Source organism: Pseudoalteromonas atlantica, assembly GCA_007988745.1.
GTDB lineage: Bacteria > Pseudomonadota > Gammaproteobacteria > Enterobacterales > Alteromonadaceae > Pseudoalteromonas > Pseudoalteromonas atlantica.
Map to the genome: position 1 here is coordinate 48,930 of BJUT01000017.1, position 22,480 is coordinate 71,409.

Genomic DNA, 22,480 nt, shown 5'->3' on the forward strand with positions numbered 1-22,480 from the left:
ATTGATTTAGTGTTTATACTTTCGTATTTGTACAATCATGCCCATACGAGGATGATCAAAGTAATGGATTTCACCACTAATTACACGTTTAAATTGTGAAAAGCGGGCCGATTCTATATCCCCATTAGGTAGTTTTTCGTTGACGTCAAAATCAGCGGTTATGTACAGGTAGTGGCGTAAATGTATTTTAAATAAACCATCTAGCTCCCAATAGCTTAGGGGCTGCTCTGAGGTATCAAATAGCTGTGGCTTACTTTGTACTAAGCTAATAAAGTCGGGATTTGAATAATTAGGCGTAGTGTTAACGTCGCGTTTTATATGATCCCCAGAAATTAAATGTATACTTGGCGCACGCGATTTACTTGCCCCTTCAAAGCGCCAGCCGGTATGTAGTAGCGGGGCTAAACCTTTTCTGTCTAAAGCGCGGCGCTGGGCAGTAAATTGTAATTGCTCAGGTGCGAGTAAATAGGGCTCATCCATCGTATCTTGTGCCGGTGCTAATGGCGTAACGGGCAACTCGTCGTAACTTTTCATAAAGTCGATACTGTTATCACACACACCCGATTGTGGGTTGGCATTAACTAAAGAATCGGTAAACGAGCGTTTTTGAAAGCGACTATCGCCATCTATACATGCCTGCATAGCTTGCTCTGTGTATAAAGGGGTGAGTAGCTCTAACGTATTTTTCGCCTTAATGGGCTCGTGCTTTAAGCTAAAGTCTTCTTGTAAATAGGGGGCAGGGCGCTGTTTAAATACCAGCACTTCTACTTCAAACCAACGTTCTGCAAATGCGGTGCTGCTAAATAAGCAACATAACACGATAAGCGATTTTTTTAGCAACATTAATGGCTAACCTTTTTTTCGAAATCTGCAATCATTGCAGTGACCATTTTTAAGCGTTCACGAGGGTTTACCTCATTAATTGCAAAGCGCAATTTATTTGCGCCATCCATTTTGTACACATGGGGTGCACTTTGTATCAAGCCTATGATGAAGCTAGGATTAACCTTCGTATTTTGGCTAAATTCAAAGTAGCCCCCTTTAGGGTTTGCCTCTATTTTTGTAATTCCTAAATCGCTAGCACGCATTTTGAGTTGCTGCATACTAAATAGGTTTTTAGTGGCATCAGGTAATAAACCAAAGCGGTCTATTAGCTCTACTTGTAATTCGTCCATATCGGCAAGGTTAGCACAACTTGCAATGCGCTTGTACATACCTAAACGCGCATTAACATCGTGTATGTAATCATCAGGTAGTAAGGCAGGGAGTTTTAAATCAACTTCAGTTTGCTGCTGAAGCAGGTTTTCAAGCGTTGGCTCTTTACCATTTTTAAGGGCATTAACCGCTTGCTCTAGCATTTCCATATACAAGCTAAAGCCAATAGTTTGCATTTGCCCTGATTGATCGTCACCTAATAGCTCACCCGCACCACGTATTTCTAAATCATGTGTAGCAAGGGCAAAACCTGCGCCTAAATCTTCCAACGACTCAATTGCTTGTAAGCGTTTGGTGGCATCTTTAGAAAGTGCTTTAGCATCGCCGGTTAATAAATAAGCATACGCTTGGTGGTGGCTTCGCCCAACACGACCGCGTAATTGGTGTAATTGCGCAAGGCCAAGTTTATCGGCTCTGTCCATAATAATAGTATTAGCAGTAGGCACATCAATACCGGTTTCGATAATGGTGGTACATACCAGTACATTGTATTTTTGATGATAAAAGTCTGTCATTATTTGCTCAAGCTCTTGCTCGCGCATTTGCCCATGAGCAGAGGTGACACTAGCCTCTGGCACCCACTCGCTGATCTCTTGCGAGACTCGCTCAATAGTCTCAACATTGTTATGCAAAAAGTACACTTGGCCGCCGCGTTTAATTTCACGCAGTATGGCTTCGCGTATTAAGTCGCTGTCGCGTTGGCGTACAAAGGTTTTAACCGCTAAACGCTTAGCAGGTGGGGTGGCAATAATAGATAAATCACGCATGCCGCTCATCGCCATATTTAAAGTACGCGGAATAGGTGTTGCAGTAAGCGTTAATATATCTACATCAGCACGTAATGACTTTATTTTTTCTTTTTGGCGCACACCAAAGCGGTGCTCTTCATCAACAATCAGTAAACCTAAGTCGTTAAATTTAATATCTTGCTGAATTAATTTATGTGTTCCAATAACGATATCAAGTTTACCGTCTGCCATTTTTTCAAGCGTGTCTTTTTGCTCTTTAGTTGAATTAAAGCGCGACAACACTCCCACTTCGATAGGAAAATCGGCAAAGCGGTCTTTAAAGTTTTCATAATGTTGCTGAGCCAGCAGGGTGGTTGGTACTAATACGGCTACTTGTTTGTTATCGTTAACCGCTACAAACGCGGCGCGCATAGCCACTTCTGTTTTACCAAAGCCTACATCACCACACACTAAACGGTCCATAGCAAGTTTTGATTGCATATCACCAAGTACGGCTTCAATAGCATTACGCTGATCGTCGGTTTCTTCAAATGGAAAGCTGTCGCTAAATTGGCGATAGCTTTGCCCATCGAGTGCAAATTTATTACCTGGTTTTGCTTGGCGCTGTGCGTAAATATCTAACAGCTCCGCGGCTACATCACGTACTTTTTCGGCGGCCCGTTTTTTGGCTTTCTCCCACGCATCTGAGCCAAGTTTGTGAAGCGGGGCGCTTGCTTCTTCACCGCCCGAATAACGGCTTAGCATATGCAGTGCCGATACCGGCACATACAGTTTTGCTTCACCGGCATAGGTAATGGTAACAAACTCAGTAATTACTCCTGCCGCGTCAATTGTTTGCAGGCCTTGATAGCGACCAACACCGTGATCAAGGTGCACAATTGGCTGGCCCTCTTTAAGCTCGGCTAAGTTGCGAATTAACGCATCTTGGCTTGCTTCGTATTTATGTTTACGGCGCCTGCGTTGCGACACCTTAATACCTAACAGCTCTTGCTCGGTAATAATAGAAAGGCTCGGTTTTGTACCCAGTACAACACTTTGCTCAAGAGGGCTTACAATTAAGCCTACATCGCTTTGGCTTTGTGTAAATTGCTGTAAGCTTTCAAATTCTTTAAACTTTAAGCCGCTTGGTTTAAGCACGCTTAATAAAGACTCGCGGCGACCATCAGACTCAACACTTAATAAAATACGGCTTTTTTTCTTTTTTTGTTCTGCCACATAGTTAATAAACGCGCCGTAGGGTTCGTGTTGTTTATGATCGATTCTTACTGCGGGCAGCTCGCTCACATTTAAGTTTTTATTGCCTGCTTTAGTGGGTAATTTAGCTTGCGATAAGCGTATTCGTGAAAACTCACCTAAATTAGAAAACAACTCATTAATAGGTTGATACAACTCGCTGGGCGCCAGAAGTGGACGCAGGGGATCTACTTTTCGGTTTTCGTAGCGTACGTTTACATCGTGCCAAAAGGTATCTGCGGCGTGTTCTAAGTCACCTAGTTGCATAACCGTAGTGGTGTTTGGCAAGTAATCAAAAATGGTGGCAAGCTTTTCAAAAAACAGCGGCATGTAGTATTCAATACCGGCAGGCCAAGTACCTTTGCTTACTTGCATGTAAACAGAGTCTTGCTCTGAACTGGCACCAAATTTATCGCGATAATTTATTCTAAAACGCTCAACGTCTGCTTCGTTGGTTGGAAATTCATGCGCGGGAAGTAACTCAATTTTCTCTACTTTTTCATCTGAGCGCTGGGTTTCTACGTCAAATAAACGAATAGAGTCGAGTTCATCGTCAAAAAAGTCGAGCCTAAATGGGTGAACACTGCCCATTGGATACAAATCAACAATAGAGCCACGTATTGCGTATTCGCCGTGCTCCATTACTTGTTGTACGTTTAAATATCCTGCTTGTTCTAAATTACTGCGCAGGTTATGGGTGTCGAGTTTATCGCCTACTTTAAAATTAAGGGTAGAGCCATAAATAAACGAAGCAGGCGCAGTACGTAGCATTAACGTAGATACAGGCACTATAAGTACGCTTTGCTGCTCGTTTTTTAAAGTGTTTAAAGTGGCTAAGCGCGCTGAAATAATATCTTGGTGCGGAGAGAAATGGTCATACGGCAAGGTTTCCCAATCAGGAAATACCATTACCGGGTTATCTGGCAATAAGTATTCGAGCTCGGTTTCAAGCCGTAATGCGCTTGGCGTATCTGGCGTAACTATAAGCACTAAATCGTTTTGCTGTTTTACACCTTCTGCAATGGCTATACTTAGTGCACTGCCAGTTAGCTGCCCCCATTGAATTTTATCTTTTTGAGATTTTACCCACGGCAAGGCTGCCCATTGCTCAAACGCCATTTAGTGCTCCATTTTTTAGTTGGCGTTTGCTCACAAACGCCATGCAGTTATTTAGTCTCGGTAAATTTTTGCTAAGTCTTGATAGTGATCAATTCTGCGGTCGCGTAAGTACGGCCATATACGTCTTACGTTTTCAGAGGCTTTTTGATCAAGTTCTACTACTAAAATTTGCTCATCAGTATTGTTCGCCTCTGAGAGCATTTCGCCTTGAGGCCCTGCAATAAACGAGTTACCCCAAAATTGTATACCTTCGCTTTGTCCGCTAGGGTCGTTTTCGTGCCCTACACGGTTACAGCTAATAACGGGTACGCCGTTCGCAACCGCATGCGCACGCTGGCTTATTACCCATGCGTCTTTTTGGCGTGTTTGCTCTGCGTTGTCATCACGTGGGTCCCAGCCAATTGCGGTTGGGTAAATTAATACCTCTGCGCCAGCCATGGCCATTAAACGGGCCGCTTCAGGGAACCATTGATCCCAGCATACTAAAACACCTAATTTACCTACTGAGGTTTGAATTGGCTCAAAGCCTAAATCGCCTGGGGTAAAGTAAAATTTTTCGTAAAAGCCAGGGTCATCAGGAATGTGCATTTTACGGTATTTACCCGCAATGGTGCCGTCTTTTTCAAGTACCACCGCGGTATTGTGATAAAGCCCAGTGGCACGTTTTTCAAACAGTGAAGCCACAATAACGATGCCGAGCTCTTTGGCAAGCTCGCCCAGTGTATTTGTGCTTGGACCCGGAATTGTTTCGGCTAAGTCAAATACATCCACATCTTCTGTTTGGCAAAAATACAGACTACGATGCAGCTCTTGCAAAACCACAAGCTGTGCGCCTTTTTTAGCAGCATCACGAATGCCAGCAATCGACTTTGCCATATTTTGGCAGGCGTTATCACTGTTAGTTTGTTGCACTAAGGCAACGGTTAATTTTGCAGGGCTTGTCATTGTGCTGCTCCAGCTAAAAATCCACGAGGTAATTGCATGGTAATGCAATGTAAACTACCAAATTGTTCAATAATAGGTAGGCAATTAACGCCAATAATAGTGTGCGCTGGGTATGCTTTTTGAACTTGCGCTAGCGCCAGTGCGTCGTTGTCATCGTTATACGTCGGGACTAAAACCGTATTATTGATAATCAAGTAGTTTGCGTACGTTGCCGGTAAACGGGTGTTGTCATCATCAAACACTGGTTTTGGCCACGGCAAATCAATTAACGTATATGGGGTATTATTTTGCGTTTTAAAGCTTTGCAGCTGCTTTTCCATCGCATCTAATGCGTTAAAGTGCTCATCTTCTTTAGCATCGCACTTAACATACACAAGTGTATTATTGGGGGCAAAGCGCACCAGTGTGTCGATATGGCTGTCGGTATCGTCACCGGCTAGGTAGCCATGATCTACCCATAAAAAGTCAGTTGCGCCTAAATGCGTTGTTAAAATTGACTCAATATCGCCTGATGATAAATTGGGGTTGCGATTTTTATTCAGTAAACATTCGCTGGTTGTAAGCAACACACCGTGTTCGTTAATTTCAATGCCGCCACCTTCAAGTACCACATTCAGGGCTTGGTAATCAGTGCTTGGATTACTTAGCTGGTTTACCAGTACTGCGTTAATTTTATTATCGAGGGAACTTTCGAATTTATTACCCCAGCCATTAAAGATAAAGTCGTAAATTTTAAGTTGGCGAGCGTCGTCAATATTTGCGCAGGTAATAGGGCCGTGATCCCGTGCCCAGGTATCGTTTGTTGGTGTAACAACAAAATGCACTTGGCTTAAGTTTATATTCGCTTTTGTTAGCAAGGCAGTAATGTGGCTTTTAAGCGCCGTGTTATGGGCAACAATAACAAGCTGCTGCACGGCTGTGATATGCGTTGCAAGCTCAACATAAACAGGCTCTACGCGTTCAAGCGTATCAGCCCAGTCGGTCTGTGCATGGGGCCAGGTAAGCATAACGGCGTCTTGCTCAGCCCATTCAGGTAAAAGTCTAAAGTTCATGAAGTTTTGATACAAATTACGGTGGCGCTAGTTTAGCATTTTACATGCATATGTCAGCTATTTATCGCTGCTAGAATCATCGTCAATTTGCTCGAGTTCTTGGCGTTTTTTTAGCTGGCGTGTTTGTGCATGTAAGCTGGCTCTGACAACTAATTCTTGGTCTGTGGTTCTTATTGCAGTAAACAGTAATGTGTATTGGTAATGTTCGCTGTCTTGTTTTTCAACGGCCACAACTTCTGTATAACAGTAAACGGCTGAGGCTTCGTGGTGCAAAAATAGCTTTGTTCTAAATGCTTGGCCTAATGCGTATACATCAGGCGAAGTAAAGCGAATACCGCCTCCGCCGTAGCTATCGCACTGTATGGCGTTATCTTGCGCTTGCTCTGAGGCTAAAATGTGGCTCATTATTAAATCGATTTTACGCGACTGTGCTTGTAAAAAAGCCGCCAGCTCTTGTGCTAAATCGCCTAGGTTTCTAAGGGGTCTTAAAGAGGCCTGTTCAAGCTCACTGACTTCGTTAGCTAGCTTAAATAGCGGAGGTATGTCGTCTTCAAGCGCGAGTTGAGATTGCGGCACTAACTGATTTTCTACAGCAAATAAGTTTACTCGAATGCTTTCATTTATTTGAAAGTATTCTTCAAATTCGCTTAATCTTTGACTGTTCATAATTATCTCCACTGCGTATTCATTAAATAGTAGCGTTGTGGGGAGTAAATTGCTAGCAGATAAAAATGCTAAATGGTTTGTTTATAAGCCAGTTTTTAAGAATGTTGATTAGGGCGTGTTGAACTTTGCGGATTGAAATTTGTTCAATCTAAGGGCGTTTAAATCGCGGCGTGAGGTTTGTAAACTAGTGGGCTCTATAACTGCTCCTGCGTTTCGCCTATTTATGTGGAATAACTACACTTCATAGGCTCTGCCTTGCCTAAAAACCAACCACACTGCTGCAAATTCAACTATCAAAAATCAACACGCCCTAATAAAAAAGCGGTCAATGTCATCCTAACATCGGCCGCTTGGGTATTGATTAATTAGCGCTGGGAGTGCTTATTTAAGTAGAGCGGCTAATTCATGTAAATCTTTCACAACGTGGTCTGGTTTTTTTACCAGTGGGTAAAGTGTTTTACCTGGGCGGGCGATAAAGGTTGTTTGTAACCCGGCTTCTTTAGCACCTGCTACATCCCAACCGTGCGCCGCTACCATCATTGCTTCATTTGCTTTTACATTTAATTTTGTTAACACCCACTTATAGGCACGTAAGTCTGGTTTATAAATTTTAATATCTTCAATGCTGTAACGCGCATCAAAGAACGACATTAATCCAGCGCTCTCAAACTGGGCTTTAACCCCTTTGTTTGAAGAATTTGTCAGACTTACTAACTTATAGCCCTGTGCTTTGAGTTTTGCCAGTCCTTCTTTCACATCTTTGTGAGGAGGTAGGGTTAAAAGCGGGGTGACAATGGCTGTTTTTGCTTGTTCATTCGTAATAGCTATGTTGTTATTTTTGGCAACCATGCGCAGCGACGCAACGCCAATTTGACCAAAATCGTGGTAATTGCCACTTACGGTATCAACGAGTGAATGATGCAACATGGTCGAAAACCAAAGTGGTAATAAATCCTCACGCCCGCCAAGCGCTTTACCAATAGAGGTGCGCATGGAGGTTAAATCTAACAAGGTTTCGTTTACATCAAAAATAAGTACTTTAGGTTTCGCTTGTGCCTGTGGCTCCTCAGCCATAGCGTAGCCAGAGGCAAGGCTAGTACCAACAAGAAGTGATAGGGTAAGGGTTTTTAACGATTTTAAGATAGACATTAGTGTTGCTCCGATTCAAGGGCTGCCAATACATCAGTAGGCTCTGCGCGTAGGGTATAGTCTTCGTTTAAAAAGGCATACGTAATTATGCCTTTTTGGTTAATTACATAGGTTGCTGGTAAAGGTAATGTATAACTTTTATTACCGTAGTACTTTTCAAAATCAATACCAAACTGGCTATAAAGCGCCACAATACGCTCGTCTAAAGTAAACAGTAAACCAAATTGCTCTGCTACCTTGTTATTAATATCTGAAAGCACATCGAATTCAAGGGCATTCTTTTGTGCGCTAGATAACGTCTCGTCGGGTAATTGTGGTGATATCGCAACTAACTGCGCATTGTGCGTTTTAAATTCGGGTAAGTGATCGTTAAGTGCTTTTAGCTCTAAATTACAATATGGACACCAGTTACCACGGTAAAAGCTAATTATTACCGGGCCATTATTTAATAAATCAGCGAGCTCAACTTGCTCAGCGCTATGATTGTTTAAGCTGAAATTGCTTACTTTAGCGCCTACCTGTAGCGCATTATCTTTTATATGCTGAGCAATGAGCTCTTCATTTGTCTGCGCCATAAGGGCTAATACATCGCCAGGTAGCTTCGCTTCTTTTTGCACGTTATAGGCATCAATCTGTGCTTTTAAACTCATTATTAAATCTCGAATATAACTGTATGGCGATTATGGGTGTTTTAGTTATTTAAATATATATTGCAAAACTGAAAGCTTCATTCGAAAATATTAAATACTAAAAACTGCCTAGCCAAATGTATGTATAATTTAAGTGACCTAGAAACATTTATTGCCGTCGTAGAAAATAAAGGGGTGCTTGCAGCTGCGCGTGAGCAACGTTTGTCGCCGGCAACAGTAAGCCACAGGCTAAGCAAGCTCGAGCGCGAGCTTTCAACCGTGTTAGTGTTTAGAGACAGTAGACGAGTAAGGTTATCGCCCGCCGGTGAGCTATTTTATCATCGCGTAGGGGCTATTATAGAAGCCTTGCACGATGCAGAGCACAGCATTGGCGCACGAAGCTCTTCGGTGAGCGGGTTATTACGTGTGACTATGCCACCGTGGGTGTTTTCAAAGTATGTTATGCCTAAGTTGACCGAGTTTGAAACCCAATACCCGCAACTAAAGCTCGACTTTTTAATTACTGATCATTTTGTCAATGTGGTCGATGATGCACAAGATGTGGCAATTAGAGTAGGGCAATTAACCGATTCTGGCCTGCTCTCTCGTAAAATTGTCAACAACTCCCGTATTTTATGTGCAGCGCCAAGTTATATAAAAAAGCATGGTATGCCTTGTACACTAAGCGAACTGAGCACGCACTATTGGGTGTGTTTACCCTGGCAAAGGCAGTTAAAACTGTATGATGAAAATAATAAAATACATACCTTTAATGCCAAAACGCGCTTTACTATTTCTAATTCCGATAACATGACGCAAGCAGCGCTTGCCGGACATGGCATAGCAATTAAATCTAAAATAGCAATTAACGATGAGCTAAGTGCCGGAAACTTAGTAGAGGTGATGCCCAATGTAATGGCCCAAAGCGACGCGCCGGTGTGGTTTTTACGGCCTCAAAATAGCTTAACAACCCGTAAAACCGAGGTGTTTTATGAGTTTATGAAGTCTTTATTTGCCAGCTATGAATAAGCGGTAATACCCGCGCTTAATAATGAATAAGGTTACAAAGCCAATAAACTCAGCAAAAATAGCAATAATAATGGCGCTGACAAGCGCTGCTATTATGGAGTCTTTTTTTAACACTATTTGCCCTTCAAAGCGTTGCCATACTTGCTTTTTAATGGTGAGAAAGTCGCTGGTTAAAGTAAATAAATAGGGCGATTGGTTAAAGTTATTAACTGCCACTTGTAAAGAGTGCTGGCGATTATTGAGGTTTTTAATATGGGTAGCCCCCTTACCCACAATATCATCACCAATATTTTCATAGTGGGCAATTAACTTGTTTAAATCGTTGTTAAAGTAGTTTTGAGCATCTTTTTTAAAAGGGGCTAATGCGTTATTCGCTTCAATTAAATGTGCATCTAAAGCGTGCCCAAAGTCGCTTACAAAGGCCGGTATTTGTACCCCTAATAGTAAACCTGCTGCAAAAAAGCTGAGCCTTATGTAATCTAATAATTTACTCATTTGATCTCCTGTTTACTCAAAACCCACCTAAACAACGCTAAATTAACATTTGCGCTTGTTTTTATGCCAAAAACTCGTAATCTATCGGTAATAAAAATAACAATAGGCCTATGTTAAGGATGACTACCAAAGTAAATATGACATCAACGTTTGTTGATATCACTAAGCAGTTAAAACGCTTTGTGTCGCGTATTGTACAGCCCGATGACGTAGAAGACATTGTGCAAGAAACCTTTATTAAAAGCTACGAAGCTGATTTAAAACAAGATATTCAGTTTAGACGCAGTTACATGCTTAAAACTGCAAAGCACTTAGCGCTTAATCATATAGCCAAGTGGGATAACAAGTTTAATGACTCGTTAGAGCACGACGCAGAATTACCCCCGATGCTTAAATCCTCACAACTTGAGGATGAGTACACCTCAAAAGAGCGTTTTTTACTTTTTTGCAGAGCAACGGATCAACTAAATTCTTCTATCCGTAAATGTTTTATATTTAAAAAAGTGTACGGTATGAGCCAAAAAGAAATCGCCCAGCACATGCAATTAAGTGAAAGCACAGTAGAAAAACACATTGCCAAAGGTTTATTACAAACCATGTTATACATGAAAGAACATGAACAAAATCATAACCAATCTGCGGCACATAATTCTGCTTGTAATTCGGCTCTATCAATTGAGAGGGCAGCAAAATGAGTAATGTTCATCAATTTACATCAAAAGATTTAATTTTAGAAAAAGCCTGCCAATGGATCAGCGCAATTGATAGGGGCTTAAGCGAAATTGAAAAAGAGCAATTTAAGCTTTGGATGATGCAAAGCACCGCCCATCAAGATGCCGTCTACGAACTTGCGCAGCTATGGGATGAATTGTCCGTATTAAACGAGTTAAGCAGTTTATTTCCGCATAGAAGTGTAAAACAGCCCCAGAAAAAAAGATGGGCGTTTTCTAGTGCGATTGCCGCGAGCTTATTTGCAGCATTAATGGTGTGTAGTTACTTATTAATTAACCTTGAAAACGGCTACAACGAAGAGCTGGCTAAAATAAATTACACCAAAATATATACAACGAAGGTGGGCGAACAAGCCACGTATGTTTTACCCGACGGCACCATAGTGCAATTAAACACGAATAGCCTATTAGAGGTAGCTTATAGCAAAGGGCGTCGTCAGTTATTACTGAGCAAGGGTGAAGGGCGTTTTAATGTAGCAAAAGATGCATCGCGCCCATTTAGTGTGATGGCTGGCGATAAGAGCTTTACGGCACTTGGTACTGTATTTAATGTACAACGCAATACCTCTTCTGATTTAGAGCTGGTTGTAACCGAAGGTAAAGTGATGATCACCGACCCAAGTGTTGCTGTAAGTGCCAACGATTTTAAAGACTACCAACTGGCTGATAATAACGCTAAAAAAGTACGTAAAATCAATGCCAATATTGTTATCTCTGGTGAAAAAGCAATTATAGAGCAAAGTATTACTAAACCTATCACGCAGCTTTCTATGGATGACGTACAGCGTGATTTAGCGTGGCAAAATGGCATGTTAATTTTTAATGGTGAGCATTTAAGCGATGCATTAAATGAAGTGAGCCGTTACACCTCTACGCGTTTTGAGCTTTCAAGCGATGAGCTTGCCAATATAAAAGTGGCGGGTGTTTTTAAAGCTGGCGATGTTGAGGGGCTACTTGAGAGTTTACAGACTAACTTTGCAATTGAGCATGAGCGTTTAGGTGAACATATGGTGAGCCTAACACAGCAAACTAAATCATAAGAAATGTTATGCATATCAAACAAATGTTAGGTGAAGTTGCATCTTTAAATGTTATTAGTAAAAAAAAGTTTAAAAAAAAGATAAAAAACTATAGAGGAATTTTGTTTGTCAGCTGTTTATATAAATTGCGCAGTAACCAAACGCATTTATTTAGTGGTTTAAGTGTACTTGCTCCGGCTATTTTTAGCTTGAGTGTGCAAGGGGCAACACAGACCACTGGGCAAATGGTGCAATTTGATATACAAGCGCAGCGAGCAGACAAAGCCTTAATAGAATTTGCTAAACAAACAGAGCAAACCGTGGTGTTTTCTTATGAGTTGGCAAAAAATTACCAAGCAAATTCGGTTTATGGTTTTTATACCCAATTAGATGCACTGCAAGCATTATTAAGTGGGACTGAGCTCGATGCGGTTGTTGATCAAAATGGTTTACTGAGTATAAAACTCAAACAAATCAATAGGAAAGATAACAACATGATGAAGCTTTCAGGGGTTAGTGCAGCTGTATTACCAGCATTGCTTGCAGCAAATTCACACGGTGTGAATGCAGCAGAGGATGTTGCACAAGAGAAAATAGAAAAAATTGCTATTGTAGGTAGCCGCGTAGCAGGGCGCTCAGTAGAAGATTTACCCGTACCCGTTGATATTTTAAGTGCTGAAGCACTTGAAAACACAGGCCAAACCGAAGTTGGCCGTATGTTGCAATCTATTGCACCTTCATTTAACTTTTCAAGCTCGTCAATCAGTGACGGCACTGATGCCTTACGACCTGCAACACTGCGTGGTTTAGGGCCTGACCAAACACTTGTGCTTATTAATGGTAAGCGCCGCCACCAGGCAAGTATTATTCATATCAATACCTCAGTAGGGCGTGGTACCGCAGGTACCGATATGAATGCTATTCCAGCCTCAGCTATTAAACGTATAGAAGTTTTACGAGACGGCGCAGCAGCGCAATACGGCTCAGATGCAATTGCCGGTGTAATTAATATTGTACTAAAAGATGGCAGCGAAGGCGGCAAAGCAGCGGTTAATTACGGCCAATACTCAGAGGGTGATGGCGAAACAGTAAACGTTGATTTTAATAAAGGGTTTGCCCTAGGTGATAGCGGCTACTTAAATGCAACACTTAATTACCGCGACCGCTCGCCTACTAACCGCGCAGGTTTGCACGGCTCGTGTCAGTTTTATGGCTGTACAGAGCTTAGCGACGGTACTTTACTGGCAGGCGATCCGCGTGAATTGACCGCCGACAGAGACACTTTTCGTATTGGCGATGCCGACTCTCAGCAATTTGGCTTAACCGTTAATACAGGGTATGAGTTAGGTGATGGTGAGCTGTATGGCTTTATTACTTATTCAACGCGCGATAACGAATCAGCCGCGTTTTTCCGTCATAATGCAAATGCGGGCGGTAACCCTGTTTTACAAGACAACGACGCAACTATCCCATTAGGCTTTTTACCTAAAATCAATACCACAATTGATGATATTTCTTACAACTTTGGTTACAAAACCGACTTTGATAACGATGCAAGTTTAGATGTATCGTACACCTACGGTGAAAACAGCATTGATTACACAACAAGTGACACAATCAATGCCTCGTACGCTAACTTTTTACGTTACGAGCAAGGTTTAAGTGCCGCAGATATTCGCAGTACTATTCCACGTGAAGCCTATGCCTATGGCATGGAGTTATCACTGCAAACCATTAATATAGATTTTACACAAAACTTTGATGACTACTCATTGGCTATGGGTGCAGAAATTCGTACCGATGAATACCGTATTTTAGAGGGAAGCGAATATGCTTATCGTGATTACGACACCCTTGATGGGGTAAGTATTTATAGTGGTTTAAGTGGCGGTGTAGGCTCTGAAGATGCCTCTGGCGGCACGCAAGGTTTTGGTGGTTCTTCGCCGGCATCATCGGTTGATGAGTCACGCGATGTAATTTCGTTTTACCTTGATGCAGAAACCTACCTAATTGAAGATGTCATTTTATCAGGCGCACTGCGTTACGATAATTACAAAGGTTTTGGCGACACGGTAAACTTTAAGCTTGCGGGTAACTGGGCAATTACTGATGATGTGTCACTGCGTGGTGCATTAAGCTCAGGCTTTAGAGCGCCATCAATGCAGCAATTGTATTTTAACAATATCAGCACACAATTTGTTGTGGCTGAAGACGGCTCATTAGTTGCTGAAGAAGTAGGTACATTCAGAAACGATTCAACCCTTGCGCAAAGTTTAGGTATTCCAAAGCTTAAAGAAGAAAAATCGCAAAACCGCAGCTTAGGTATTGTCTACAACGTAACGGATAACATTAATGTTACTGTGGATTACTACTCAATTGATATTGACGACCGCATAGTAATTAGTAATCGTTTAGGCAAAGGGCTTTCTTCAAGCCTAGATGCTGCATTAATCAGCTCAGGCGCAGGTGCAGGGCAGTTTTTCTTAAATGGTGCAGATACCGAAACTTCGGGTATTGATTTTGTAGCTACTTGGAATACCGAGGGGTTAGGTGGCACGCTTGATTTTACTTTAGCAGCTAACTTTACTGAAACTGAGGTGGTATCGTTATTTACGCCATCGGGCTCAGGGCTTGAAACCGTACCGGTTGAAGATGTTTTCTCTGATCAAGAAATTTCAATTATTGAAGAGTGGCAACCAGAAGATCGCATCAACTTAAGTGCGCTTTACCAGCGTGGTGATTGGACTGTAAACCTTTCACTCAACCGCTTTGGTGAATACACAGTAGAAGATGGCGGACGCCAAACCTACGGTGCAGAAATTTTAACTGACGTTAAAGTTAATTACTTCGTGACTGAAGATTTATCTGTAAATATTGGTGCAAATAACTTATTTGACGTGTACCCAGATAAAAACACCATTGGTAACTCACGCTCGGGCACAATTGTAGATTCAAATGGCAATACGATTGTAAGCAGCGATGGGGTATTTGAATACTCTCGCCGTTCAGCGCCATTTGGCTTTAATGGTGCTTATTACTATGTAGGCGCAGAATACCGTTTTTAATAAATAACACTCCCTTATGTTATTTAAGTTCAAAGGGCCGTAAGGCCCTTTTTTTGTATTTAGCCTTTTTAGCATTTATTTGTAAACCGCGATTTTATTGTGTTGCGCCTTACCTCAGCGTTAAATTATACCTATTCGCTTAATTAAACATTATTACGGATTGGTATACCCCCTGTATGGCTTTGATAATACTAAATGTGGCATTTTGGACTTGGCTATACATAGCAGGGTTTAAACCGGACGTTGCAATTATTGGCTTATAGTCTTAAAACCTCGTAATAATAAAAAACCCAGCGGCTAGGCTGGGTTTTAAATATATGCAATTGAAAATTAATGCTTTTGCATACGGCTCATTTCGGTGTGGCAGCTTTGCATCGTTAGCAAGGTTTTCGCTAAGGCTGCTTCACAGTCGGCTGGCTGTGGTTTATCCATCGCTGCTTTAATTTCTTCAAGGGTTTTATCTTCTACCTCTTCAAGTTCTTTAACGTATGTTTTATCGTTATGAGAACTAAACGAAGTGAGTAGGGCTGTGTAAGCTCTGCGTGCTTCTACAGCAAAAGAAGAGCCGTCTTCACGCTCACCTTTTTCGTTAACTGCATAAGGTTGTAAGCGCTCAACACTAACTTTTCGTGCGTCAATCATGCGTTGAAATAATGCGCCAATGGCTGGGTCTTCAACTTTCTCTTGCGCTTTTTGATAAAAATCAATGCCACTGTTCATTACTTGGATGATGTCAGTAATATGAGTTGCTTCTGTTCCTTGATGGGTATTCATAATGACCTCTCTTTACATGAATTTAAGTTTCATAGTAAAGAGAGCAAAGGCCATTCCAGTTTTATTTTAATTTTTAACATGCTGAAATAGTTAGCTATTTTGTTTATATTCAAACTGCAAGGCTATTTAAAATAAAATAACCTCGCAAATTTTACATGGCTTTTGTAATAAGGTTATTTAAGCTCATCCGCCACTTCGGCTACTTTTTGGCGTAACCATATATGACTTGCATCGCGATGCAGTAAAGGGCTCCAAATCATATCTAGTTCAAAAGGCGGTATAGGAAATGGAGGCTCTAAAATTTTAAGGCCTGCATCATCTAAGTAAATATTGGCAGCCTTTGAAGGTAAGGTCGCCACTAAATTTTGCTCTTTTGCTAAATGAATGGCTACGTGGTAATTACGGGTAAACGTAGCAATATTTCGGTGTTTACCAAAATGGGCAAGTGCTTCATCTACCCAACCTAGCTTTTGTACATCTTTAGGGTCCATACCTACGCCGACCCCAAAGCCGGTTTTACTTACCCATATATGGCGGGCTTTTAAATAGCTGTCTAGGCTAAAGTTTTCGATAATTGGGTTGTCGGCTTTTACTAAGCAGCAAAAGCTGTCTTTCCATATGCGTTTATGATGAAAAGATTGCGGAAGGTTTTCAAAGCGGTTAATAGCCATATCCACTTTACCATTTTCAACATCATGAAACGTTACATCACTAGGCGTAAGTATATCTAAGGTTGTATCGGGCGCTTCTTCATGAAGTTTACTTAAAAGCTTTGGCGCTAATGTACTGGCTGCATAGTCACTGGCCATTATTCTAAATACACGTTTACTTTGGCTGGCTTCAAATTCGCGATTAGGTGCGAGAGTTTCTTCTAGCGTCATTAATATACCGCGAATAACCGGTTGCAGCTCTATAGCACGCTCTGTGGGGACCATACCTTCACTGGTACGTACCAAAATTGGATCGTTAAACAAGTTTCTTAAACGCTTAAGGCCGTTACTCATAGCTGGTTGAGTAATACTTAACTGGTTAGCGGCGCGGGTTACGTTACACTCACGTAATAGGGTGTCGAGGTAAACCAGCAAATTTAAATCTATTTTACTTATGTTCATTGTGTGTCCTTTAACGCTTACCAGTGATGAATAAAGCGTTGTGCTGTCGGGTATGGGTATATGTGACTAACATGACCCTTTTTTATATTTTGCTGAGCTTGCTTCCAAAAACTAACATCAACAAGCTCGGGGTGTGTACTGAGCAAAAACTGTTTGTACTTTGGGTTTGGCATAACAAAGGTACAAAGTTGCTCAGGAAAAACATCTTGCGGCGCAACTGAGTAACTTTGTTCATCAGTTAAGTAATCATCATAGCTTTTGGCCTTAGGTAACGCCCTAAAGTTCATATCTGTTAGGTATTGAACCTCATCGTAGTCGTAAAAAATAATGCGCTTGTGTTTGCTTACCCCAAAGTTTTTAAGCAGCATATCGCCTGGGAATATATTTACCGCAATCATTTCTTTAAGTGCTTGGCCGTACTCTTCTATTGCATCGGCAGCACTTTCTTCGCTGGCGTTTTCTAAAAATAAATTAAGCGGTGTCATGCGCCTTTCAATATATAAATGCTTGATAATAAGCCACGGGCCTTCAATTACCATAGATGAGTCAATGGTTTTATGTAGCTGCGCCAGTAAATTACTATCAAAGCGTGCCAAAGGAAATACGACATTAGAGTATTCTATGGTATCGGCCATGCGGCCAACCCGATCATGGCTTTTTACCAGTTGATAGCGTTTAAGCACGGTATCACGGCCAAACGGTTTACTTTCGCCAAACTTATCTTTAATTACTTTAAATACATAGCCAAAAGAGGGCAGTGTAAATACCATCATCACCATACCTGGTGTGCCTGGCGCTATAATAAAGTTATCGTCTGAGTGAGACAAGTGATGTAAAAATTCACGGTAAAACTCAGTCTTACCTTGTTTATGAAACCCAATGGCATTATAAAGCTCAGCGAGTGTTTTATTAGGCATAAGTTGATTTAAGAAACGCACCATAGCTGAGGGCGCATGGGTTTCAACCATAAAATAAGCCCGTGCAAAGCCAAAAATAACCCGCATTTGCGATGATTTGGTTAATAGCGCATCGAGGTATAAGCCTTTATCTTCATGGTGCAGTACCGCAATAATAAAAGGCTGCACACCGCTTTGAGAGACCACACGGCCGACTATGTAAGCAGCTTTATTACGATAAAAAGGCGCGTGCAAAATATCAAAGCGCATTTGCCAAGGCTGGTGGTGTGTGTCGGGCGCTTGTTTGTAAAATGCCTTTACGAGCAAACGTATATCCCGCTCTAAATTTACAAACGGGGCTTTAAAATCAAAATGCTCAATAATGCGCTTTATTGTGGGCTTTAAACCATCAACCACTGGAAAGTAGCTGCGGTACTCTGCCTCAACAGGAATGGCTGGGGCATCTTTTAATGTGGCTTGTACAAATATAAAGTCGTTATGAAAATAGCGTCTGTGGTACAAACGGCAAAATACTGAGTTATAAAATGTTTCGGCAAGTTCAGCTTGAGGATGAAAGCATAAAAAGCGTTGGTACAGTATTTTTACCTCAAGCCAAAGCTGCTCATTTAATTGCTCAGTTAACTGTGCTTGTTTTAATGCTTTAGTGGTTTCGTTTACTCTGTCATCGTAGTAACTAATACGCAGTTTACTAATTTCATTAATTTGCTGCCAATCGCGCTTTGCAAAGGCAAGCGGGGCTTGGGCGGTGGTTTTTTGAAACAGCTGATAATGCTTTTTAAAACCCGTTAAAATTAATTCAGCTATGTGGCGTGGCTGCATAAACACTCCTTAAAAAAGTGTATATAACGATTTTAGTACAGCATTTATAAATGTTAGTGGTGCTGTAGTGTTATACACGTTAGAGTTTTAACTCTATAGTTGTTAAGGTTATGTTATTTTAAGTTTAAAACCAAGATAAATATTCTCAGTTTTTATACTTTTAGCTTAAAGCATAATTGAGTGTGATGGCAAAAGCCATGCTATTGGTAGGAGGCTATTTTTTTCTCTAATTTTTTAATACGCTTTTCAATTTCGGTGGTTTGCTTTTTATGATCTTTATTTATTATTTTTAATTGCTTGGTAATATCTTTGCTAATTAACTTTTTGTCCTCGTCATCTAAAATACGGTTGAGGCGCTGTTGTTGGTTGTATTCTGCGCGGTCTTTTTTACGTTTTATAATCGCTAATTTATTAGTATTACTTCTCAGCTCAGCTTGCAGGTCAAGCACAATCCGTTCGCGCTCTAATGCATTTAGCTCTTTTGTGTAATCTTGCGCCGGTGCAGTATTAATTCCCGATACAGTATTAATTGTGTAGGCGGTAGCGTTATCGTTACAAGGGAATTGCGAAAAGATAGTGCCGTTTTTTGTCACGCATTTATAGTAAGTTGTGGCATTTTGCGCTTGAAGAGAAAGTGGGCATACCATTACTGCGCATAAAAAAAGTGTGTGTTTTTGCATTAATTTCATCCCTGAGCGTTTACTATTATTTAGTAAATATAACCTAGCTTGGTGTTATAGCAAGCTAGGTTAAGGGATAGGGCTATTGTGTGTAGGTTTTTAGCTTTTTAATACTTTGTACTAAAAACGGGATATCGAGGCTTTGCTCAATAGAAAAACCTTCAGCGGCAGATATATTTTTATAGTTACCGTCTGAATCTATTAGCGTAATTCTATCTTTTTTGTAAGCAATAACTACGCCTTGTGAGTAATTAACGCCAGTGTCCGTTTTTTTCTTATACAGGTTTTCACCTAGCATGGTTTGTTTAACCACAGACTTACAGTTTAAGTATTGGCCTACACTGGTTGCAATAATATCACTGGGTTGAATAAGTCCATCTACCTTGGCTATTCGCTTATCTGAACTGTATAACACCGATGATGTAACTACTTCCGAGCTATTATTAGCTAAGCTAAACGCAAAAATATGGGTGTCGTCACTGCGAGGAGACGGATTTTCTTCACCTTTAATGATTTTAATTGCACTGTTTGAATGCGCTTGATCGTTTATAAAGCTTAGCTTTTCAATTCCAGCAAGCTCTATGCTTCTGCGCTGACTTTGCCACGCGGGCAAGGTTTGCTCTGATAAAATAGCCATTTTATAAAAAGAAGGTAAGCCATACACTAAACTAAACAAGCTATCGCCATGGTGTGTTGGCTGTAAAAACTGATCAGTTTTATGTAGGTTTTTATGCTTGGCAACAAAGCGTTTTAACTGCTCGTTGGTATCAAATACAAAAATATCGACTTGCTGCGCAGTGTAATCTTCACATTTTTGCATTGGCGCAGGTATTTGGTAATTAATATTTTGGTTATTAATTCTTACATTGTGAGCTTGTTTATAGCTTTCAATGTCGAGCAAATCATTTTTTGCTAATAAACTTTTAGCGGTCGTAGGGTACGACAGCGGTAAAACGTTATCTTGCTTCGTTATATCAAACTTTAAATTTGCATCTGCCCAAATGTGAATACTGTGGCTAAGTGCAAAACATAATACTAAAAACGAGCTGGCAAAACGGGCAAACTTAAGTTGTTTTAAACGCGCTAAGTGTTGCCAAGTATAGTTACTTACAACTAACTGGAAGCCTAAAATGAGTAAAACAATCCCCCCAGCTAGCAATGTAGTAAGGGCAGGCGAGCTAGTTAGACGATGCCACAGTAAGGAAATGATTTCCGGTAGCGCAGAAGAGCTTAAATGATAGCCCAAATTAACGTATACATACGCATCAAGCGTTAAAATAGACGCCCCAAGCGTAGCAATAACGGCAGCCATACCTCGAATATGTCGAGGGTAGGGAAACACTAAGCTTAAAGGAAATACCGTCAGCACAAATGCTAAAAAAGCGATAAAGCTCGTATGGCTTAACCACGTCACTAACATATAGGTAATACCCATAAAGCTAGTTGGCGGTGAATCTGCAAATAAAAAGCTTAGGCTAATAAAAAGCGCTAAACCAATATTTGCAAAAGTGAACCAGTGGCCCCAACTTAATAACTGACTCGCTTTTGACGAAAACTGATTGTGCTGCGATAAATTCATATAATTTATTTAACCGACTGAGCAAGTGCTTTTGCAAAGTTCTCAGTTACGGCTTGTCTTTTCCCTGCAGGTACATGCTCTTTTAGGATATGCGTGATAGAATTTCCTAAACACATAAGGCTTAAATCAACCGGCGCATTGTGTTGCGTTAGCACATCAATGAGCTGATCGACGATTTGTTCTACTTCTTCATTAGAGTATTTTGATAAGATTGGCATCAGTTGGTTCAATAAAAGAGTTATATTCTCGTATTTTAACACCAGAGGCGTGAAAAACAAAGATGACAACAGACGTTAAAAAATTAGTCGTTCATTATGTAGACAAAAAAGACGACGATACGCAAATTCACCTACGAAACGATGAAATGGTGATAAACGATAAAGTCGCTGTTTTTATCGAACAACTTCATCATGCATACAACTCAAAGCCAGGTAAAGGTTACTGTGCATTTAGTGGCGATAAAAACAGTGTTGTAGCCTCAGCAATGCAAAGCTATCGTAATGACGAGTTAGGCTTTTGGCACATGACCGAGCAGGCATCTACTGTTTTAAAAGAAGAGTTAGATAAATATGCCTTTAGCGAAACAGGCTACTTAGTATTTTGTCATTATCAGTATGTGGCTACTGATTACATGCTAATAGCTATGATCAATATTAAAGAGCACTACAGCATGACCTCTGAGCTTGATTTAGCAGCGTCGCGCCACTTAGACATATCGCGCATGCAACTAGCTGCACGTATCGATTTAACCGCGTGGGATACTCAAGCTGAGGACAATCGCTATATCTCTTTTATTAAAGGGCGAGCAGGTCGAAAAGTAGCAGACTTTTTCTTAGATTTTTTAGGTTGTGAAGAGGGCATAGACCCTAAACAACAAAGCCAAGTGATGCTTAATGCCGTTGAAGATTATTTATCGGAGCAATCATTCGATAAATCAGAAAAAGACGAATTACGTAAGCAAGTATTTGATTACTGTAACGATTGTGTGACCACGGGTGAAGATGCAAGCGTTACTGAGCTTTCGGCTACCCTAACCAAAGGTGACGACAGTCCGTTTGATAACTTTTGCAAAGAACAAAGTTACGATTTAGAAGACTCTTTTCCGGTCGATAAAAAAACGGTGACCAGTATGGTTAAGTTTTCGGGTTTAGGGGGCGGTGTTAGTGTTAGTTTTGAGCGTAAACATTTAGGTGAGCGCGTAACTTACAATGAAGCGACCGATACACTGGTCATTAAAGGCATTCCACCAAACTTAAAAGATCAGTTACAGCGCTTTATGGAAAATGAAAGTGAGTAAACTCATTTGATCTAGTTAAAAGCCGATTTAAGAGCGCGATATTTATATCGCGCTTTTTTATTACCTTTAATTTAGTTTTATTAATGCTCTAAAGCGCAGCACCTCTAAATCTCTTCGAGGATAAATCCTTTATTACAGGCTTTGCCCGTCACGCCAACAAGTTGTGCGTCCAGAAGTAAAATAGCCACGATGCTAAATTTAGGCTG

Annotated in this window: 19 protein-coding genes; 5 read left to right on the top strand and 14 right to left on the bottom strand. The window is 40.9% G+C overall.

What is annotated here, in order from left to right; all coding sequences use genetic code 11:
• Nucleotides 1-6 precede the first annotated feature (6 nt).
• From PAT01_RS09380 to PAT01_RS09410, 7 genes are all read right to left on the bottom strand, one after another.
• Entirely contained in the window at nucleotides 7-843 is an 837-nt protein-coding gene (locus PAT01_RS09380) for a peptidoglycan binding protein CsiV (RefSeq protein ID WP_154945386.1), read from the bottom strand.
• Entirely contained in the window at nucleotides 843-4,316 is a 3,474-nt protein-coding gene (gene mfd / locus PAT01_RS09385; protein WP_054982347.1) for a transcription-repair coupling factor, read from the bottom strand. The genes PAT01_RS09380 and mfd overlap by 1 nt, the downstream gene beginning before the upstream one ends.
• Nucleotides 4,317-4,367: 51 nt before the next feature.
• Nucleotides 4,368-5,261: a carbon-nitrogen hydrolase gene (locus PAT01_RS09390; protein ID WP_138579720.1), complete on the bottom strand. Its 894-nt coding sequence runs from the start codon at nucleotides 5,259-5,261 to the stop codon at nucleotides 4,368-4,370.
• Nucleotides 5,258-6,313 carry an agmatine deiminase family protein gene (locus PAT01_RS09395; protein ID WP_138579721.1) on the bottom strand — a complete coding sequence of 352 codons (1,056 nt, stop codon included), beginning with the start codon at nucleotides 6,311-6,313 and terminating at the stop codon, nucleotides 5,258-5,260. The genes PAT01_RS09390 and PAT01_RS09395 overlap by 4 nt, the downstream gene beginning before the upstream one ends.
• A 57-nt stretch (nucleotides 6,314-6,370) precedes the next feature.
• A complete protein-coding gene (locus tag PAT01_RS09400; RefSeq protein ID WP_138579722.1) occupies nucleotides 6,371-6,979 on the bottom strand; it encodes a PilZ domain-containing protein in 609 nt (202 codons plus the stop codon).
• 381 nt (nucleotides 6,980-7,360) lie between these two features.
• Nucleotides 7,361-8,128 carry a haloacid dehalogenase type II gene (locus PAT01_RS09405; protein WP_138579723.1) on the bottom strand — a complete coding sequence of 256 codons (768 nt, stop codon included), beginning with the start codon at nucleotides 8,126-8,128 and terminating at the stop codon, nucleotides 7,361-7,363.
• Entirely contained in the window at nucleotides 8,128-8,778 is a 651-nt protein-coding gene (locus PAT01_RS09410; protein ID WP_154945387.1) for a peroxiredoxin-like family protein, read from the bottom strand. Before PAT01_RS09410 ends, PAT01_RS09405 begins: the two co-directional genes overlap by 1 nt.
• Nucleotides 8,779-8,898: 120 nt before the next feature.
• Between PAT01_RS09410 and PAT01_RS09415 the strand changes: the two genes are divergently transcribed.
• Nucleotides 8,899-9,786, top strand: coding sequence for a LysR family transcriptional regulator (locus tag PAT01_RS09415; RefSeq protein ID WP_024032599.1), 888 nt, complete (start codon nucleotides 8,899-8,901; stop codon nucleotides 9,784-9,786).
• On the opposite strand, the gene PAT01_RS09420 is transcribed toward PAT01_RS09415, so the two are convergent.
• Nucleotides 9,766-10,281: a DUF2937 family protein gene (locus PAT01_RS09420; RefSeq protein ID WP_054982352.1), complete on the bottom strand. Its 516-nt coding sequence runs from the start codon at nucleotides 10,279-10,281 to the stop codon at nucleotides 9,766-9,768. The genes PAT01_RS09415 and PAT01_RS09420 overlap by 21 nt on opposite strands.
• Nucleotides 10,282-10,400: 119 nt before the next feature.
• On the opposite strand from PAT01_RS09420, the gene PAT01_RS09425 reads away from it, so the two are divergent.
• The 3 genes from PAT01_RS09425 to PAT01_RS09435 are packed head-to-tail and all read left to right on the top strand — an operon-like array spanning nucleotide 10,401 to nucleotide 15,096.
• On the top strand, nucleotides 10,401-10,976 hold the full coding sequence (locus PAT01_RS09425; RefSeq protein WP_138579725.1) for an RNA polymerase sigma factor: 576 nt from the start codon (nucleotides 10,401-10,403) through the stop codon (nucleotides 10,974-10,976).
• Nucleotides 10,973-12,052, top strand: a complete 1,080-nt coding sequence (locus PAT01_RS09430; protein ID WP_054982353.1) for a FecR family protein — start codon at nucleotides 10,973-10,975, stop codon at nucleotides 12,050-12,052. The genes PAT01_RS09425 and PAT01_RS09430 overlap by 4 nt, the downstream gene beginning before the upstream one ends.
• 8 nt (nucleotides 12,053-12,060) lie before the next feature.
• Entirely contained in the window at nucleotides 12,061-15,096 is a 3,036-nt protein-coding gene (locus PAT01_RS09435; RefSeq protein WP_054982354.1) for a TonB-dependent receptor plug domain-containing protein, read from the top strand.
• A 330-nt stretch (nucleotides 15,097-15,426) separates the two neighbouring features.
• Here PAT01_RS09435 and PAT01_RS09440 read toward each other — a convergent pair whose 3' ends face one another.
• From PAT01_RS09440 to PAT01_RS09465, 6 genes are all read right to left on the bottom strand, one after another.
• Nucleotides 15,427-15,870 (bottom strand): ferritin-like domain-containing protein, encoded by a 444-nt coding sequence (locus PAT01_RS09440; protein WP_004588918.1) that lies wholly within the window; start codon nucleotides 15,868-15,870, stop codon nucleotides 15,427-15,429.
• Nucleotides 15,871-16,043: 173 nt separating this feature from the next.
• Nucleotides 16,044-16,982: a LysR family transcriptional regulator gene (locus PAT01_RS09445; protein ID WP_024032602.1), complete on the bottom strand. Its 939-nt coding sequence runs from the start codon at nucleotides 16,980-16,982 to the stop codon at nucleotides 16,044-16,046.
• 17 nt (nucleotides 16,983-16,999) lie between these two features.
• Nucleotides 17,000-18,718 (bottom strand): bifunctional isocitrate dehydrogenase kinase/phosphatase, encoded by a 1,719-nt coding sequence (gene aceK, locus PAT01_RS09450; protein ID WP_138579726.1) that lies wholly within the window; start codon nucleotides 18,716-18,718, stop codon nucleotides 17,000-17,002.
• Nucleotides 18,719-18,918: 200 nt separating this feature from the next.
• Nucleotides 18,919-19,398, bottom strand: a complete 480-nt coding sequence (locus PAT01_RS09455; RefSeq protein ID WP_004588921.1) for a hypothetical protein — start codon at nucleotides 19,396-19,398, stop codon at nucleotides 18,919-18,921.
• An 82-nt stretch (nucleotides 19,399-19,480) separates the two neighbouring features.
• Nucleotides 19,481-20,977 (bottom strand): DUF3413 domain-containing protein, encoded by a 1,497-nt coding sequence (locus tag PAT01_RS09460; protein ID WP_138579727.1) that lies wholly within the window; start codon nucleotides 20,975-20,977, stop codon nucleotides 19,481-19,483.
• Nucleotides 20,978-20,982: 5 nt separating this feature from the next.
• Nucleotides 20,983-21,195: a YejL family protein gene (locus tag PAT01_RS09465; RefSeq protein ID WP_004588923.1), complete on the bottom strand. Its 213-nt coding sequence runs from the start codon at nucleotides 21,193-21,195 to the stop codon at nucleotides 20,983-20,985.
• Between the two features lie 62 nt (nucleotides 21,196-21,257).
• Here PAT01_RS09465 and yejK point away from each other — a divergent pair, with 62 nt between their 5' ends.
• Nucleotides 21,258-22,274: a nucleoid-associated protein YejK gene (yejK, locus tag PAT01_RS09470; RefSeq protein WP_004588924.1), complete on the top strand. Its 1,017-nt coding sequence runs from the start codon at nucleotides 21,258-21,260 to the stop codon at nucleotides 22,272-22,274.
• Nucleotides 22,275-22,480: the final 206 nt, after the last annotated feature.

Bases quoted from the DNA above. Each gene is read 5' to 3' on its own strand.
- PAT01_RS09380 (WP_154945386.1), bottom strand. From the start codon at position 843: ATGTTGCTAAAAAAATCGCTTATCGTGTTATGTTGCTTATTTAGCAGC.
- PAT01_RS09410 (WP_154945387.1), bottom strand. From the start codon at position 8,778: ATGAGTTTAAAAGCACAGATTGATGCCTATAACGTGCAAAAAGAAGCG.
- PAT01_RS09445 (WP_024032602.1), bottom strand. From the start codon at position 16,982: ATGAACATAAGTAAAATAGATTTAAATTTGCTGGTTTACCTCGACACC.
- PAT01_RS09430 (WP_054982353.1), top strand. From the start codon at position 10,973: ATGAGTAATGTTCATCAATTTACATCAAAAGATTTAATTTTAGAAAAA.
- yejK (WP_004588924.1), top strand. From the start codon at position 21,258: ATGACAACAGACGTTAAAAAATTAGTCGTTCATTATGTAGACAAAAAA.
- PAT01_RS09435 (WP_054982354.1), top strand. From the start codon at position 12,061: ATGCATATCAAACAAATGTTAGGTGAAGTTGCATCTTTAAATGTTATT.
- PAT01_RS09415 (WP_024032599.1), top strand. From the start codon at position 8,899: ATGTATAATTTAAGTGACCTAGAAACATTTATTGCCGTCGTAGAAAAT.
- PAT01_RS09390 (WP_138579720.1), bottom strand. From the start codon at position 5,261: ATGACAAGCCCTGCAAAATTAACCGTTGCCTTAGTGCAACAAACTAAC.
- PAT01_RS09465 (WP_004588923.1), bottom strand. From the start codon at position 21,195: ATGCCAATCTTATCAAAATACTCTAATGAAGAAGTAGAACAAATCGTC.
- PAT01_RS09420 (WP_054982352.1), bottom strand. From the start codon at position 10,281: ATGAGTAAATTATTAGATTACATAAGGCTCAGCTTTTTTGCAGCAGGT.
- mfd (WP_054982347.1), bottom strand. From the start codon at position 4,316: ATGGCGTTTGAGCAATGGGCAGCCTTGCCGTGGGTAAAATCTCAAAAA.
- PAT01_RS09405 (WP_138579723.1), bottom strand. From the start codon at position 8,128: ATGTCTATCTTAAAATCGTTAAAAACCCTTACCCTATCACTTCTTGTT.
- PAT01_RS09440 (WP_004588918.1), bottom strand. From the start codon at position 15,870: ATGAATACCCATCAAGGAACAGAAGCAACTCATATTACTGACATCATC.
- PAT01_RS09425 (WP_138579725.1), top strand. From the start codon at position 10,401: ATGACTACCAAAGTAAATATGACATCAACGTTTGTTGATATCACTAAG.
- aceK (WP_138579726.1), bottom strand. From the start codon at position 18,718: ATGCAGCCACGCCACATAGCTGAATTAATTTTAACGGGTTTTAAAAAG.
- PAT01_RS09400 (WP_138579722.1), bottom strand. From the start codon at position 6,979: ATGAACAGTCAAAGATTAAGCGAATTTGAAGAATACTTTCAAATAAAT.
- PAT01_RS09460 (WP_138579727.1), bottom strand. From the start codon at position 20,977: ATGAATTTATCGCAGCACAATCAGTTTTCGTCAAAAGCGAGTCAGTTA.
- PAT01_RS09455 (WP_004588921.1), bottom strand. From the start codon at position 19,398: ATGCAAAAACACACACTTTTTTTATGCGCAGTAATGGTATGCCCACTT.
- PAT01_RS09395 (WP_138579721.1), bottom strand. From the start codon at position 6,313: ATGAACTTTAGACTTTTACCTGAATGGGCTGAGCAAGACGCCGTTATG.